Annotated in this window: 11 protein-coding genes; 3 read left to right on the forward strand and 8 right to left on the reverse strand. The window is 57.1% G+C overall.

Annotation, left to right across the window (positions count from 1 at the left end; genetic code table 11):
- Positions 1-4: 4 nt before the first annotated feature.
- The 3 genes from ACO0LO_RS25685 to ACO0LO_RS25695 form a co-directional block, all read right to left on the reverse strand.
- Positions 5-901 carry an aromatic ring-hydroxylating dioxygenase subunit alpha gene (locus tag ACO0LO_RS25685; RefSeq protein ID WP_422968792.1) on the reverse strand — a complete coding sequence of 299 codons (897 nt, stop codon included), beginning with the start codon at positions 899-901 and terminating at the stop codon, positions 5-7.
- Between the two features lie 645 nt (positions 902-1,546).
- Positions 1,547-2,536, reverse strand: a complete 990-nt coding sequence (locus ACO0LO_RS25690; RefSeq protein WP_422968794.1) for a LysR family transcriptional regulator — start codon at positions 2,534-2,536, stop codon at positions 1,547-1,549.
- Between the two features lie 57 nt (positions 2,537-2,593).
- Positions 2,594-4,480 carry an ABCB family ABC transporter ATP-binding protein/permease gene (locus ACO0LO_RS25695; protein WP_422968796.1) on the reverse strand — a complete coding sequence of 629 codons (1,887 nt, stop codon included), beginning with the start codon at positions 4,478-4,480 and terminating at the stop codon, positions 2,594-2,596.
- Positions 4,481-4,694: 214 nt separating this feature from the next.
- On the opposite strand from ACO0LO_RS25695, the gene ACO0LO_RS25700 reads away from it, so the two are divergent.
- Positions 4,695-5,132 carry an acyl-CoA thioesterase gene (locus tag ACO0LO_RS25700; RefSeq protein ID WP_422968798.1) on the forward strand — a complete coding sequence of 146 codons (438 nt, stop codon included), beginning with the start codon at positions 4,695-4,697 and terminating at the stop codon, positions 5,130-5,132.
- A gap of 1 nt (position 5,133) precedes the next feature.
- Positions 5,134-6,717 carry an alkaline phosphatase D family protein gene (locus ACO0LO_RS25705; protein WP_422968799.1) on the forward strand — a complete coding sequence of 528 codons (1,584 nt, stop codon included), beginning with the start codon at positions 5,134-5,136 and terminating at the stop codon, positions 6,715-6,717.
- Between the two features lie 98 nt (positions 6,718-6,815).
- On the opposite strand, the gene ACO0LO_RS25710 is transcribed toward ACO0LO_RS25705, so the two are convergent.
- The 5 genes from ACO0LO_RS25710 to ACO0LO_RS25730 form a co-directional block, all read right to left on the reverse strand.
- A complete protein-coding gene (locus ACO0LO_RS25710) occupies positions 6,816-8,498 on the reverse strand; it encodes a long-chain fatty acid--CoA ligase (protein ID WP_422968801.1) in 1,683 nt (560 codons plus the stop codon).
- Positions 8,499-8,757: 259 nt separating this feature from the next.
- Positions 8,758-9,831 (reverse strand): aminopeptidase, encoded by a 1,074-nt coding sequence (locus ACO0LO_RS25715; protein WP_422968803.1) that lies wholly within the window; start codon positions 9,829-9,831, stop codon positions 8,758-8,760.
- 7 nt (positions 9,832-9,838) lie between these two features.
- The gene (locus ACO0LO_RS25720; RefSeq protein ID WP_422968805.1) at positions 9,839-11,923 is read right to left on the reverse strand and encodes a molybdopterin-containing oxidoreductase family protein; all 2,085 of its coding nucleotides are present in this window, start codon (positions 11,921-11,923) and stop codon (positions 9,839-9,841) included.
- A 41-nt stretch (positions 11,924-11,964) separates the two neighbouring features.
- On the reverse strand, positions 11,965-13,119 hold the full coding sequence (gene argE, locus ACO0LO_RS25725; protein ID WP_422968807.1) for an acetylornithine deacetylase: 1,155 nt from the start codon (positions 13,117-13,119) through the stop codon (positions 11,965-11,967).
- A gap of 155 nt (positions 13,120-13,274) precedes the next feature.
- On the reverse strand, positions 13,275-14,192 hold the full coding sequence (locus tag ACO0LO_RS25730; RefSeq protein ID WP_422968809.1) for an NAD(P)-dependent oxidoreductase: 918 nt from the start codon (positions 14,190-14,192) through the stop codon (positions 13,275-13,277).
- Between the two features lie 173 nt (positions 14,193-14,365).
- On the opposite strand from ACO0LO_RS25730, the gene ACO0LO_RS25735 reads away from it, so the two are divergent.
- Complete coding sequence (locus ACO0LO_RS25735) at positions 14,366-14,920, forward strand: acyloxyacyl hydrolase (protein ID WP_422968811.1); 555 nt, start codon at positions 14,366-14,368, stop codon at positions 14,918-14,920.
- The last annotated feature ends 353 nt before the right edge of the window (positions 14,921-15,273 follow it).

Here is a 15,273-nt window from a genome sequence, read left to right on the forward strand (position 1 = left end):
GTGCTCAGGCCGTGCGATAGGTGCCGTAAGCGATTCCTTTGTCACTCAGCCAGCGGCGATACGCGGCCGACATTGCATCGGCACGGGTCGGCACCTCGAACTTTTGATCGAGCGGCAAGGTCCGCGGCAAGTGATTGGACAATATCGTCAGGTCCTGGCCGACGATGGTCTGCTGGAACAGGCGCAGTTCGCTATCGCTATTGAGCTCGTCTATGCATGCCAGCAGTAGATGAGCAACGCACCAATCCTCGCTTATGGGCTGAGAGAACAGACAAATGACATCGCGCCGTGACGAGTCGGAGACACTTGTCTTGTAAAGTATGGACGACAGTGGACGAACGACTCGGTATGTGTACTGCGCATCTATTCCTCCTATGGCGGCGGCGCCTGCCATGGGCTGATAAAAGGAGCAGTCTTTCGCAAAGATTTCATCATTCTCCTTGTCGTGCACTACCCGATATGGCTTTACATCCGTATTTGGCACCTCACCCAGCAGGCCGCTGTGCACGAAGGGGAAATGTGCCATATCAAGGAAGTTCTCGACCACGCGAAGACCGGAGGCATGAATCTGGACCGATCCGAGGCCAAGCACCCGTCGATCGGCTTCTTCAAATTCAGGCAAGGCGAAAAAGCCTTCGGCCGGCTCACCCAGCGACACCCAATACGTGTGATAGCAGGTCTGCGTACGGCAAGCTGTAGCGCTGCCGTCTGCCAGGCTGGCGCTGAACACGCCGTCCTTGTCGCGACCGTAGGTAATCTGCCGATCTAAAATGCGTGTCCGATACTGCCTGCCATCCGCTATATCTTCCATTATCGCCACCGGATACCATTCGTTCCAAACTGCTGCCTCGATCTCCATCTGCTTCTCCTCTTCGCCTGGATTCGGCGTGATCGCCTTCATGTGGGTCAATATTAAGGAGGACGCAGCAATCAAACAAACGACTATGTTTCATTGCAGGTATGAACAACAGTCATTGGTTATTTCTGCAGTTGTATGGGCTGCGGTGTTTCATCCCGCTTTCTATCCAGATGTACGTACTGGCGGAACAGGCCGGTCACTTGCATAAGTAACTTACACATTCACTTAAGTGACCGTTTAGAGGTAAGGCAAACGAAGGGGAAAAGCGAGGGAAAAAGAGAATTGTAAAAACAGAAAAGGCCGCACCGGGGCGGTGCTTTATCAAGATTTACTTTGATAGATCTTGCCATCTGCTTGCCGCAGGCTACCAAGTCCGTGTTGCATCTCACAAACAGAAGCACGATCGCAATGTCAGCGCCGTACTCTACAATGGCGAGCTATCGAAACCGCGCCTTTCCTTTGAGGTATTTCACTGCATGTGATACAGAAAACTTTGGCGATATGCTTATGCACATATGGTCAATCATCAGATAGCCTTCGGCCACCTTACCATCCCGCCATTGCGCCGGTTCATGAGATGTTTCCCCAAGATTCAAAAAGCTTGTTCGGGTATCGTTCAATAAAAAAATAACACTGAAAATCAATTTCCCATCCGACCTTGGGTGGGAAAAATAATGTTCGACAGATTTAAGTATCCTTCTTTTTACGTCCTTTTGCGGCTTTGCCGGATGCCGGCTGTATGCCCGCCTTTGCGTTTCCGTGCAGCTGCTCCAGGTAATCCCACAGGCGCGATACGATCAGCTTGCCGGGACGCTGTACCGTAGGCCGCTCACGGTAAAGCCGGATTTCCATTTCGATTTCCCATTCCTTGACACCGCCGTCGGCACGCGCCAGTTGCTTTTGCTTGAGCTCGCGGGTTACTGAAGATTCCGGCAGGAAGACAACGCCATGGCCTTCCAGCGCCATCATTTTCAGCCCCTCGGCCATATCGGTTTCATAACATTTTTCAAAATGCAGCGGTATCCGCGCGTCATTGAGAATCAGATCCACCAGCCGTCCGAGATAGGCATTGCTCGCATAGGTCAGAAAAGGCAACGGGGCCTGCGCAGTGCCCGGCAGCACATAGTCCGGCACGCCGGCCTTGTCGCAGCGCGCGTACGCCCTCAAGGTTTCGTAGCCCATTGTGATCATGTCGTACTGGCTGGAATCCAGCAGCATGGGCTGGCGCGGATGGTGATAGCACAGCATCAGGTCGCAGCCGCTCTCCACCAGTGTCATCACTGCGTCGTGCACGTTCAGCGCGAGCAGGCGGCTGTTGATTTCGCCGAAGGCGGTGCCCAGTTCGGTCAGCCATTTCGGCACGAAAGTCAGCGACAGCGTATGCGGCACCGCGAAATCCACCGTGGTCTGCGTCGCGGTGCGCTTGCCGCGCAGCAGCGCGCGCGCATTGTTGATCTGCCCCAGCATTTCTATCGCCTGCTCATAGAACACATCACCCGCATGCGTCAGCCTGGTCGGATATGAAGTTCGGTCTATCAGGTCCGTGCCCAGCCACGCTTCCAGCGACTGTATCCTGCGCGAAAAAGCCGGCTGCGTCACATGGCGCAGCTCGGCGGAACGGCTGAAACTATTGGTTTCTGCCAGTGACACAAAATCTTCCAGCCATTTGGTTTCCATGGAATATCGTGGTCGTATGACTCTTTAAATTAAGTATCTTAAAAAAGGAAGGCCACATCAGTTGATGAGTTCGCGCGGGCTATCCTGCAACTCGTCCATGCCCAGATCCGACAGGTCCGACAGCTCCCCTTGCTCTTGCCGGTTCTGCTGGCGCTGCCACATTTGCGCATAGGACCCGTCCAGCAAAAGCAACTGCGTATGCGTCCCGCGCTCTATGATGCGGCCCTTGTCCAGCACCAGAATCTGCTGCGCATCGACGACGGTGGACAGGCGATGCGCGATAACGAGCGTGGTGCGGCTCTTGGCAATTTCCTTCAGCTGCGCCTGTATCATCTGCTCCGACCTGGAATCCAGCGCCGACGTGGCCTCGTCGAAAATCATTATCGCCGGATTCTTCAGCAAGGTGCGGGCTATCGCCACCCTTTGCTTTTCTCCGCCTGATAATTTCAGGCCGCGCTCGCCGACCATCGTTGCATAGCCGTCCGGCAGGGTTTCGATGAAGTCGTGGATATACGCTGCCTTTGCAGCGGCAATCACTTCCTCCTTGCCGGCGCCCTGCTTGCCATAGGCGATATTGTACTCAATCGTGTCGTTGAATAGCACCGTATCCTGCGGCACGATGCCGATCGCGCGGCGCAGCGAATGCTGGGTAACGTCGCGCAGATCCTGGCCATCGATGGCGATGCAGCCGGACTGGATGTCATAGAAGCGGAACAGCAGACGGGACAGCGTCGATTTGCCGGAGCCGCTATGCCCAACGACTGCCGTCGTAGTTCCCGCCGGAATCGTGAAATCCACGTCAAACAGGATTTGCCGCTTGCTTTCATAACTGAAATCGACATGGCGGAAATGGACTTCTCCTCCCTCCTGATGATCGATGTGCAGGTCGCGCGCGCCGTCGCTGTCGGCGATCTCGCGGTTCTGGTCCAGCAGGGAAAACAGCCTCTCCATGTCCGCCAGGCTTTGCTTGATTTCGCGGTACAGCACACCGAGGAAGTTCAGCGGAATATACAGCTGGATCATGAAGGTATTCACCAGCACGAGGTCGCCCAAGCTCATCTTTCCGGCAATGACACCCTGCGTCGCGCGCCATAGTATCAGCGTGACAGCGGTCGCGATGATCAGTGATTGCCCGGTATTGAGCAGCGACAGAGATGTCTGCGATTTGACTGCAGCCAGCTCATACCGGCGCAGGCCTTCATCGTAGCGCTGCGCCTCATAGTCTTCGTTGCCGAAATACTTGACTGTCTCGTAGTTGATCAGCGAATCGATGGCCTTGGTATTGGCCTTGGAATCCAGCTCATTCATGGTGCGGCGGAAATGCGTGCGCCATTCGGTTACGCTGATGGTGAACACGATATAGGTGACCAGCGCGCCGCCGGTAATCACGGTAAACCAGACATCGTAATGCGTAACCAGGTAAATCAGCACCAGCGAAATTTCTATCAGCGTCGGCAGGATGCTGAACAGCGCATACGATACCAGCGAGGAAATGCCGCGCGTGCCGCGTTCGATGTCGCGCGTCATGCCGCCGGTTTGCCGGTTCAGGTGGAAGCGCAGAGACAGTGCATGCAAGTGGCGGAAGACTTTCAGCGCGATCGTGCGCACCGCGCGTTGCGTCACCTTGGCAAACACGAATTCCCGCAATTCGGTAAACATCGTCGTGGAAAGCCGCAGGGCGCCATATGCCACCAGCAGGCCCAGCGGCAGCACCATCAGCGCCGCGGGATGCGCAGGTGTGATGGTCATGCGGTCCACCAGTTGCTTCAATATCAGAGGCACTCCGACATTGGCGACTTTGGCGCCGACCATGAAGCCCAGCGCCAGCAGCACACGCCATTTATAAGCCCACAGATAGGGCAACAGAGTTTTCAGTGTGGCCCAGTCGTCACGCGACTTGGGGGCGGCAGGCGGGTCGGGAAGCTTGGAGAATTTACTGCTCATATACAAGGATTCTGGAAATAATGGTTTATGCTTACGGGAAGCATCATCTGCACGGCAATCACAGCGCTGCCGATAACAAAAATGAGTTGATTAGCGAGTAAGCTAAGCGAACTACGGAGACAATCGCGGCGGCTCCGGTGATTTTTAAACAAGCCTGGGGCCTGCCGCAATAAGCTTTTAATTCTAATGATTGTAACTGTTTAGGAGTAACCAGATGTCAGAACCGGCCAAAACCTCGCTCCCTTCGGGAATGCCCCAACTGCGGGTCATGCCCATGCCCGCCGACGCCAACGTCCACGGCGACGTTTTCGGCGGCTGGATCATGTCGCAAGTGGATATCGCCGGCGCCATTCCCGCCGCGCGGCGCGCCAATGGCCGCGTTGCCACGATCGCAGTGAATTCCTTCTTATTCAAGCAACCGGTGTTTGTTGGTGATTTACTATCTTTTTACGCCGAAGTGGTCAAAGTCGGCAATACATCGGTGACGGTGTCGGTCGAAGTGTATGCGGAACGCAACCGGCTGCAGGCCAGCACCGTCAAGGTGACAGAAGCAATACTGACCTATGTCGCCACCGGCGAAGACAGGAAACCGCGCCAGATTCCGCCGCTGGAAAGCATTACCAATTACAACGTCGAATCAGGTCCCTGCTGATATGGAGTCGGGCCGGCGTATTTTCCTGGAAAGGGCCGGCCGGCTGGCCGGCTTCGCAGCGCTGGCCAATGCCTTCCCAGCAACGGCCCTGGCCCGCACCGCCGGTTACCCTTTCACACTGGGGGTTGCATCGGGCTCTCCCCGGCCTGACAGCATCGTGCTGTGGACCCGCCTGCTGCCTGATCCCCTGAACGCTCAGGCCCTGCCGCCGCTGGCTTACAACGTCCGCTGGGAGCTGGCCTACGACGACGGCTTCCGGCACATTGCCGCCAAGGGAGAGGCGGCAGCACTGCCTGAACTCGCGCACAGCGTGCATGCAGACGTCACCGGGCTGCAGCCGGACAGATGGTACTGGTACCGCTTCATGCTGGGCGATGCGATCAGCCCCACCGGGCGTACCCGCACGGCTCCCGCACCTGACAGCATGCCGCTGGGGTTACGCATGGCCGTAGCGTCTTGCCAGCACTGGGAGTTCGGCGAATATGCGGCGCACCGGCATATTGCCGCCGCCAATCCCGATGTGGTGGCCTTCCTCGGCGATTATATTTATGAGTGGGGTCCTCTGGAGCTGGCCCACCCGGTCAAACCACGGCGCAAGCTGGAGAGCGTGGATCTCGCCTCCTACCGCAGCCGCTATGCGCAGTACAAGAGTGACATCCATCTGCAGGCCGCTCACCACGCCGCGCCTTGGATAGTGACCTGGGACGACCATGAAGTTTGCAATGACTACGCCAACGACAGGGATGAAAGCGCCGACCCGAATTTCCTGCAAAGACGGGCAGCGGCCTACCAGGCTTTTTATGAACACATGCCGGTGCGCCTGCCGCCGCTTTCCACAGACCCGCTGCGCTTTGCCAACATGCGCATCTATGACCGCTACGACTGGGGCAGGCTGGGCCGCCTGCACGTGCTGGACGACCGGCAGTACCGCGCCTATCAGGTATGCCCCAAAGGTGGCGGAGGGTCGACTTCGCTGACGACTGCAGAATGCACGGAGAGGATCAATCCTTCCCGCACCATGCTGGGCGCGGAACAGGAGAGGTGGCTGGCGCAGGGCTTTGCAGGCTCGGGCGCGAAATGGAACATCCTGGCACAGCAGACACTGATGGCACAATGCAGCCAGACGCCGGTGGTGGCGGAGGGTGAAGGCAAATTCTGGACCGACGGCTGGGATGGCTATCCGGTCGCCAGGCAGCGCCTGTTTGACGACCTGCAGAAACACAAGCCGTCCAATCCGGTGGTCATTTCAGGCGACGTGCATACTTTCTACGCAGCCAACCTGAAGCGGGATTTCTACAGCAAGGCATCGCCGTCCAATCCCATTTTGGCGACCGAATTCTGCGGCACATCTGTCACATCCAGCTCACGCCCGCAGGAACGTACCGACCAGTATGTGGCGCAGAACCCACATATCAAGTTCGGCCGCAGCGACAAGCGCGGCTTCATGCTACTGGATGTGTCGGCCAAGCAGATGAATACCTATTTCCTGGCGCTCGACAATGTCGCACGCGCGGATTCCGGCATCTCGACACTGGCCAGCTTTGCCGTGGAAGACGGCAGGCCCGGCGTGGTTCAGCGCGGCTGAAAACCATACCGGCCCACGACAGAAATGGAAAAAGGGAAGGCGCTGCCTTCCCTTTTTCTTTGGACTCCTGCGATGCCGCAACGGAGTTTTATGCCAGCCTAGGCTGCCTTTTTTTCATCCCGCAACTCGCGGCGCAAAATCTTGCCGACGTTGGTCTTCGGCAGTTCCAGGCGGAACTCAATGTACTTCGGTTTTTTGTACGCAGTGAACTGTTCCTTGCAATAGGCCATCAGCGTATCGACCGTCAGCGAAGGATCCTTGCGCACGACAAACAGCTTGACCGCTTCGCCGGAATTGGCATCGGGCACGCCGATGCACGCGCATTCCAGCACGCCCGGGTGCATGGCCACGACGCCCTCGATTTCGTTCGGATACACGTTGAAGCCGGACACCAGGATCATATCCTTCTTGCGATCCACAATGGTTGTATAACCGCGCGCGTCCATGATGCCGACGTCGCCGGACTTGAAGAAGCCGTCCGCCGTCATGACCTTGGCTGTCTCGTCCGGACGGTTCCAGTAGCCGGACATGACCTGCGGCCCGCGTATCGCGATTTCACCTGGCTGGCCCAGCGGTACGGGATTGCCGTCATCGTCCAGGATGGCGATTTCCGTCGATGGCACCGGCAAACCTATCGTGCCCGAAAATTCCTTGGTGTTGACCGGATTGCCGGTCGCGACGGGAGAGGTTTCCGACAAGCCGTAGCCTTCAGCGATAGGGCAGCCTGTAATCTTCAGCCATTTGTCGGCAACTGCTTTTTGCACTGCCATGCCGCCGCCGCTGCAGATGCGGTAGCCGGAGAAATCCAGTTTGGAAAAGTCGGGATTGTTCAACAGGCCGTTGTACAGCGTGTTGACAGCCGGGAACAGATTGACCTTGTATTTGGACAGCTCTTTCACGAAGCCGGGGATGTCGCGCGGATTGGGGATCAGCAGATTCAGCGAGCCCTTGCGCATGCCCAGCAGGCTGCATACCGTCAGCGCGAAGATATGGTACAGCGGCAAGGCGCAGACGATGGTCATCTGCTGTTTTTCCAGTTCCGGTGTCAAGGCCGGCTGCAGCCAGGCTTCGTTTTGCAGGATGTTGGCCAGCACATTGCGCTGTGTCAGCGTCGCCCCCTTGGAGACGCCGGTAGTGCCGCCGGTGTATTGCAGGAAAGCGATATCGTCGTGGCCAATGCTCACTGGTTTCAGGCTCAATTGCGAAGCCTCGGACAGCATCTGCTTGAAACGCACGGCGTTCGGCAGTGAAAACGCCGGCACCATTTTCTTGACGTTGCGAACGACGAAATTGACGATACTGCCTTTCAGGCCGCCGAGCATATCGCCCATGCTGGCAACGATCACGTGCTTGACGGCGGTCTTGTCGATGACCTGTGCCAGCGTATGCGCAAAATTTTCCAGGATGAAAATGGCTTCCGCGCCGGAATCCTTCAACTGGTGTTCCAGTTCTCGCGGCGTGTACAGCGGGTTCACGTTGACGACGGTATAGCCGGCGCGCAGAATGGCGGCCATGGCAACCGGATATTGCAGCACGTTGGGCATCATGATGGCGATACGCGCGCCTTTGGCGAGGCCCTTGTTCTGCAGCCACGCACCGACTTTGCGGGAGAGTTCATCCAGCTCGCCATAAGTCAGGAACTTGTCCATGCAGACATAGGCATTGCGCGCCGCATAGTCGCGGAAGGCCTGCTCCAGCAACTGGACCAGCGATTGATATTGCATGAAATCGATTTCCGCCGGCACACCCGGCGGATAAGACTGCAGCCAAATTTTGTCCATATGTTCTCCTCGTCTCTGATTCTTATTGTGAGCTGGCCTGAGCACGCTACGGAATCGGCAGGTGCGCGGACAGTGTATTGGGGTTGGCCGTTGTTGGCGCCTTCCATTGTCGCCCACAGGATAACAGGACAACAATACCGCCGATACTGAATGCTATCGGCTGCAATGCGCTTCGGCAAGTCTTTTGCGTTCTATCTGAACAGATACTCTAGCAAAATGCTGCTTTGCACCATTTTGCGGCGAGCGTACCGCATCAGTTCTATTGCTGGTTTCCGGCTTTTTGCTGCTGCGCCATTTGCTCCAGTTCCGCGGTTCTGGCCTTCTTGTCGAGCTCCGAGAGTTTCTTTACGCCGCGATAAAATTCTTTGAAATTAGTGCTCTTGGCAAGCATGCCCTGAAAAGCGGGAACCAGGTCGTGATACGTCGCAATCGATACGAAATGGGCATTGGTCAACGGCTCTGCGAACCAGCGGTCATACCCGGTGTAGCCGCCCCAGGATATCTTGACTGCCTGGTAATCCTGTTGCAAGGCCTGGAAAATATCGGCTTTGCGCCGTAGCTTTTCCTGGTCATCCGCACCGCTTTTATACAGATCTTCCAGTTTGCCACGGTATTTTTGCAGCAGCGCCAGGAAATCACGCCGACGGCCTTCGTCCTTTTCATAATTGCCGCGCATCACATCATTGCCGTACTGGTCCAGCCAGCGCTGTACGCCTGCCTGCTCCACCGTCGTGGCAAAGGATTCATTGAAGGCCGAATCGTCCTTCACATAGACGATCTGGTGCGCCAGTTCGTGAAAGATGAGCCGCGCCAGCGATGCATCCGGCGCATTGATGAAGGTGGAAATCAAAGGGTCGTTGAACCAGCCCAGTGTGGAATACGCAGGTACCCCTTCCACCCTGACGTCATAGCCTTCGCTGCGCAATTGCAGCGCAAATTCCAGCGCCGAATCATATTTGTAGTAACCGCGATAGGTAACGCAGCCTGCCACCGGAAAACACCATCTGAGCGGCGTCAGCGACAGCTTGCGGGTCGCGACTACGTTCCACAGCACATAAGGCCGGCCCAATTGGGCGTAGTTACGATAGCTGCTGTTGTCGGGCAGGCTCAGCGCATCAACGGCGAACTGCCGCATCTGCCGCGCCGCTACCAAACGGGTCTTCAACTGCTGCGGCGTTTCAGGGCTGTCTATCAGGCTGTCGATGGAACGGGCAGCTTGCAGCAGCGACAATTGCCCCTGCACGGCCTGGCCATAATAGTCAAGTTGCTGGCAGCCGGAAAGAAACACAGACAGCATCAGGAACATCCACAATAGTGATCCGCGTTTCAGCATGGAATTCTCACTGTGCCAGTTTTTCGACCTGCACCAGCACGTCGTAGAAAGTGGGGGCGCGGCCCATGTCCGTCAGGCGCTGGCTAGTGACTTCATTGGCATTCTTGTTGTCAGCCGCAAATTTCTTCCACCAGATCGACAACCCCACGACTAGGCCCGCACGCGCCTTGTCCGTTACCCTGGCCATCGCATGAAAAGAACCGCGCGCATTAAAAATGCGCACCGTGTCGCCTTGCGCTATGCCGCGCGCGGCCGCATCATCCGGATGGATGTCCAGGTGCGGCTCGCCTTCGGTCGCTCGCAGGCTTTGTACATTGACAAAGGAAGAATTCAGGAAGTTCCTGGCTGGCGGCGAAATCATCGCCAGCGGATAGTCTTTTGCCAGCTCCGGGTTGCTTGCGGCGGACTCATACGGCGGGGTATAACCGGGCAAAGGATCCAATCCGTCTTTCTGCATGGCTGCGCTATAAAATTCGCATTTGCCCGAGGGTGTGGGAAACCCGCCTTTGGCGAAAGGTGCATCGGGCACCGTGAGCTTGGCCCAGCCGGTTTTCTTCAGCGAAGACCAGTCGAAATGGATCAAGCGCTCGTCGTTGCGTTTGACCGCTTTGGCGGCGATCTCATCATCGGTTTCAGAAAAGCAGGGATCGGTAAATCCCATCCTCTGTGCGAGGAGCCGGAAAATTTCCGTGTTCGGCCTGGATTCACCCAGCGGGGCAATTGCCGGGTTGTTCGCCATCAGGTATAAATGACCGTAAGCGCCATGGATATCGGTATGCTCCAACTGCGTCGTCGCAGGCAACAGGATATCGGCATAGTCCGCAGTATCGGTCTGAAAATGCTCCAGCACGACGGTGAACAGATCCTCGCGCGCAAAACCTCGCGCCACAACGCCAGACTCGGGTGCCACCGCAACCGGATTGGAATTGTAGACGACCAACGCGTCGATCTTCGGGCCAAACTCCGGCGAGCTTTCGCGCAGCAGGTCGTCTCCTATGGTGCTCATATTAATGGTGCGCGGATATTTACCGGAAGGCATCAGATCCGGCCTCTGTAAAGCCTGGTTATCCTTGGGGAAGGAGTCAGACACCGACAACTGCACGCCGCCCGCCGCATGCCGCCATGCGCCCGTCAGCGCCGGCAGGCAGGCGATATTGCGCGCGGCCATGCCGCCGCCGCGCACCCTTTGCATTCCATAATTGAGGCGTATCATCGCCGGTTCGCCGCGCTGCCCGGCAGCGCCGTATTCACGCGCCAGCGCTGTCACCTCCCCGGCCGTAATGCCGCAGGTCGCTGCCGTTTTTTCCGGCGTCCACTCGCGCACCCTTTGCTTCAGCAGATCGAAACCCAGCGTGTACTGCGCGATATAGTCATGGTCCAGCAGGTTTTCCTCGATCAGCACATGCATGATCCCCAGTGCCAGCGCCGCATCGGTACCGGGCAGCAAGGCGATATGCTGGTGGCATTTCTCGGCGGTCAGCGAACGGTAAGGATCAATCGCGATCAGCCGCGCCCCCTTGCGCTTGGCTTCCTGCGCGCGCGTCCACAAATGCAGGTTGGATGCGATAGGATTGCCGCCCCAGATGATGATCAGCCTGGCATTTTGCACCTGTTCGGTGTCGGTGCCGACCTTGGCGCCTATCGTGTATTTATAGCCGGTGCCGCCGGCCATTGCGCAGATGGTGCGATCCAGCAGCGAGGCGCCCAGCTTATGAAAGAAGCGTGGCGCCATCGATTCACCTTGCAGCCAGCCCATGGTGCCGGCATAGCTGTAGGGAAGAATGGCTTCCGGATCCCTGGCCGCAATCGCGCCCAGCTTGCCGGCGATGATATCCAGCGCCTCGTCCCAGCTGATGCGCTCAAACCGGCCTTCGCCTTTGCGGCCCACACGTTTTTGCGGAAACAGCAACCTGTCCTTGTGGTAGGTGCGCTCGGCATAGCGTGACACCTTCGTGCATAGCACGCCTGCAGTGGTCGGATGTTCGGGATCGCCTTTTACCTCGGTAGCAACGCCATCCTTGACGGTCACGTGCAGCGCACAGGTATCGGGGCAATCGTGCGGGCATACCGCACGGACGATGGTACTGGTCATATCTGTTTCCTAAACCCGCTCTGCGGCCGGTAAATCAGGGTCTAGCGATTGCTGACAAGGCGCTGCATGAAGGTTTCGCATTGCGCCAACTGCTCCAGTGCGACAAACTCGTTCGGTGTATGCGCCTGTTCTATGCTGCCCGGACCGCATATCACGGTAGGAATGCCGGCTTTCTGGAATAGTCCGGCTTCGGTGCCGTAAGAAACTGCGCCATTTGGCGCATTGCCGGCCAGCAGCGCCGCCAGTTTCACGATCTCATGATCTTCCTGCATCTGCAATCCGGGCGCCGACGCCAGCCATTCGAAATCGATGGCAGCCAGCGGCTCCACTTTTTGCATTTCGGGCAGCAAGGTAGCAGCAAAATCCCTGATCTCCTGGTACAGCGCAGCGGCATCCATATCCGGCAGCGTGCGCGCCTCGAACTGGAATTCGCATTCTTTCGGCACGATATTGGTCGCCAGGCCGCCCCGGATCAGGCCGGTCTGCATCGTCGAATACGGCACGGTATACGAATCGTCGCGCTTTTCTATGCGCGCCAGCCTGTCAGCGATTTCTCGGATATAAACGATGACGCGCGACGCATATTCGATGGCGTTGACGCCATGGGTGGTATAGCTGGAATGCGCCTCGCGTCCGGTAATGCAGCAGCGGAAACGATGTGTACCCTTGTGCGCAATGATGGGTTCCATGAGCGTCGGCTCGCCGACGATACAGCCTGCAGGCTTCAAGCCAATTTCCTCCAGATCCTGTATCAGCCCGCGTACGCCTATGCAGCCTATCTCTTCATCGTATGAAAACGCCAGGTGCAGCGGCGCCTGTTGGTCCGCCGCCAGGAATTCCGGCACCTTGGATAGCGCTGTGGCGATAAAACCCTTCATGTCCGCCGAGCCGCGCGCAAACAGCTGGTCGCCTTTGACCGTCATTGTAAAAGGGTCGGTATCCCATTTCTGTCCTTCCACCGGCACGACGTCCGTATGCCCGGACAGGATGATGCCGGGCTTTTTGCCCTCGCCCAGCGTCGCGAACAGGTTGGCTTTCTGCCCTGTGCTGTCATACGTGAGGCGGGACTGCACGCCGTAACCGGCCAGGTAATCCCTGACCCAATGAATCAACTGTAGATTGGAGTTGCGGGATACGGTCTGGAAGGAAATCAGCTGCTCCAGTATTTCCAGCACTTTAGAGGAAGGTCGCGACATAGATTTGCTTTTGGTAAATGATATCGATGGCCTGCTCGCAAGCGCTCAGGCATAACATTGCCGGACCCGTAAGACGGGACCGGCAAAATCTCCAGCCTCTACTATAACTGCGCCTGCACGAGTCTGCTCATCGATTCTTGCTTATCCATATACATTCACTGAGGTAATGTGTCCGGGGCGCTTCCCAGGCGTATGCCCGGGTTCAATTGTTCCAGGCCTAGCAGCGCGGCCGACTGGTCCGCTTTGGGAGCGACGCTTAATAGATCACGGTACGCCTGCGTCACCAGTTCTGCAACGGGCAAGCGCATACCGGCTTCGGCAGCGGCGATCAAGACATTTTCCATATCCTTGGCCTGGCTCTTGACCTGTCCACCCGGCAAAAAATTCCTGTCCAGCATGCGCTGCCCGTGCACCTCCAGGATACGGCTCTCGGCGAAACCACCGCGCAATGCCGTCCTGACTGCAGCCGGATCGGCGCCGCCGGCTTGTGCCAGCAACAGTGCCTCCGCAATGATGCTCAGCGTGCCGCCGACAATCAGCTGGTTGCACAGCTTGGCCAACTGGCCGGAACCCGGCTCACCAACACGGATGGGTCTACCGAATATGTTCAATATCGTTTCGACCTTTGCATAGTCGCCTGCACGGGCACCGGCCATCACTGCCAGGGTGCCTGCCTCTGCCCCCAGCACACCGCCGGAAACCGGCGCATCGACGAAACCTATGCCCTGGTTCGAGAGCAAAGTGTGGAAGGCCAGTGCCTCCGACTGCCTGGTGGAACTCATGTCGATAAAAATACTTCCCGCAGCGATTGCCGGCAGCGCCGCCAGCATGACTTGCTCAACGATATGGCCTGCCTCCAGCATCGTGATAACGAAGTCGACCGGCTGCCCTCGGTACCTGACCGCATCCATAGGGGAAGCGGCAACCAATGCCCCCAAGGGTAGCAATTCTTCCGCTTTGCTGATGGTGCGGTTCCAGACGATGACTTCATGTCCGGCCTGCAGCAAGCGGGCCGCCATGGGCTTGCCCATCAAGCCGGTTCCCAGGAATGCGATACGCTGTGGTGTTGCCATCTGGTGCTCTCTTAATTTTGCGTGAAAATTGGGCAGGATCATGCATGCGGCCCGCCAACCCGGTGTGCCATTTTGTCACCAGAGTTTTCAATGGTAAAGATGCGAAAAGCGCATTTGCGATATCATGTCAGCCTTATCGCTCTTTTTATCTAATACTGGATGGGTTTTCGATTATGTTGAACAAAAAAATTCTGGCCGCAAGCGTTGCCTTGCTCTTGGTTCAGGCATCTTCCTTTGCCGCCGATACCTTTTTGGGTGCAAACTCCGTGTCCGGTGAATTCGGCACAGGCAATAAATCCAAATTGACACGCCTCGGCCTGCAATACGACTGGGGCACAGAATGGTTCAAATCCAACGGCACCCACCTCGGCGGCTACTGGGACGCCACCATCGCCCAATGGCATAACACGGCCTATCAGGGCGTGCAGGGCGCAACGCAAAACCTGGTCGATATCGGCCTGACTCCGGTGTTCCGCTTTGAATCCGACAGCAAAAAAGGCTTTTATGGCGAGGCTGCAATCGGCTTCCACCTGATGTCCCATATCTACAATAACAATGGCCGTCCGTTCTCGACAGCCTTCCAGTTCGGCGACCATGTCGGCGTCGGCTATGTATTCGCCAGCGGCTGGGATGTCAGCCTGAAGGCGCAGCACTTTTCCAATGGCGCTATCAAGCACCCGAATCCGGGCGCCAACCTGGCCGTGCTGAAAGTGGGCCATTCGTTCTAAGAGATGTAGTAGAAACTAGTATCCTCAAAGGGCGCTGCGGCGCCCTTTTTCACATCTGCAGAAACGTAAAGCGATGAGACAAGCCAAAGCAGGTGGCGTTAGGTAGTTGCAGGTCAATAAGGGGAAAGGGCATTGGAAATACGGAGGAGGACAGAAACCCGAAGGCAGGCAGCAGAGCATGCCCAGGAACTGAAGGCGCAAGGCCCTTGTGTGAATGGGGAATTACAAAGCAAAAACCCCTCCGTCTTGCGAGGGAGGGGTTTTCTGGATAAAAGCCTGACGATAACCTACTTTCACACTGGTTGCAGCACTATCATTGGCGCAGAGTCGTTTCACGGTCCTGTTCGGGATGG

Origin of the sequence: Undibacterium sp. TJN25, from assembly GCF_049339885.1 — a bacterium.
Classification (GTDB): domain Bacteria; phylum Pseudomonadota; class Gammaproteobacteria; order Burkholderiales; family Burkholderiaceae_D; genus Undibacterium.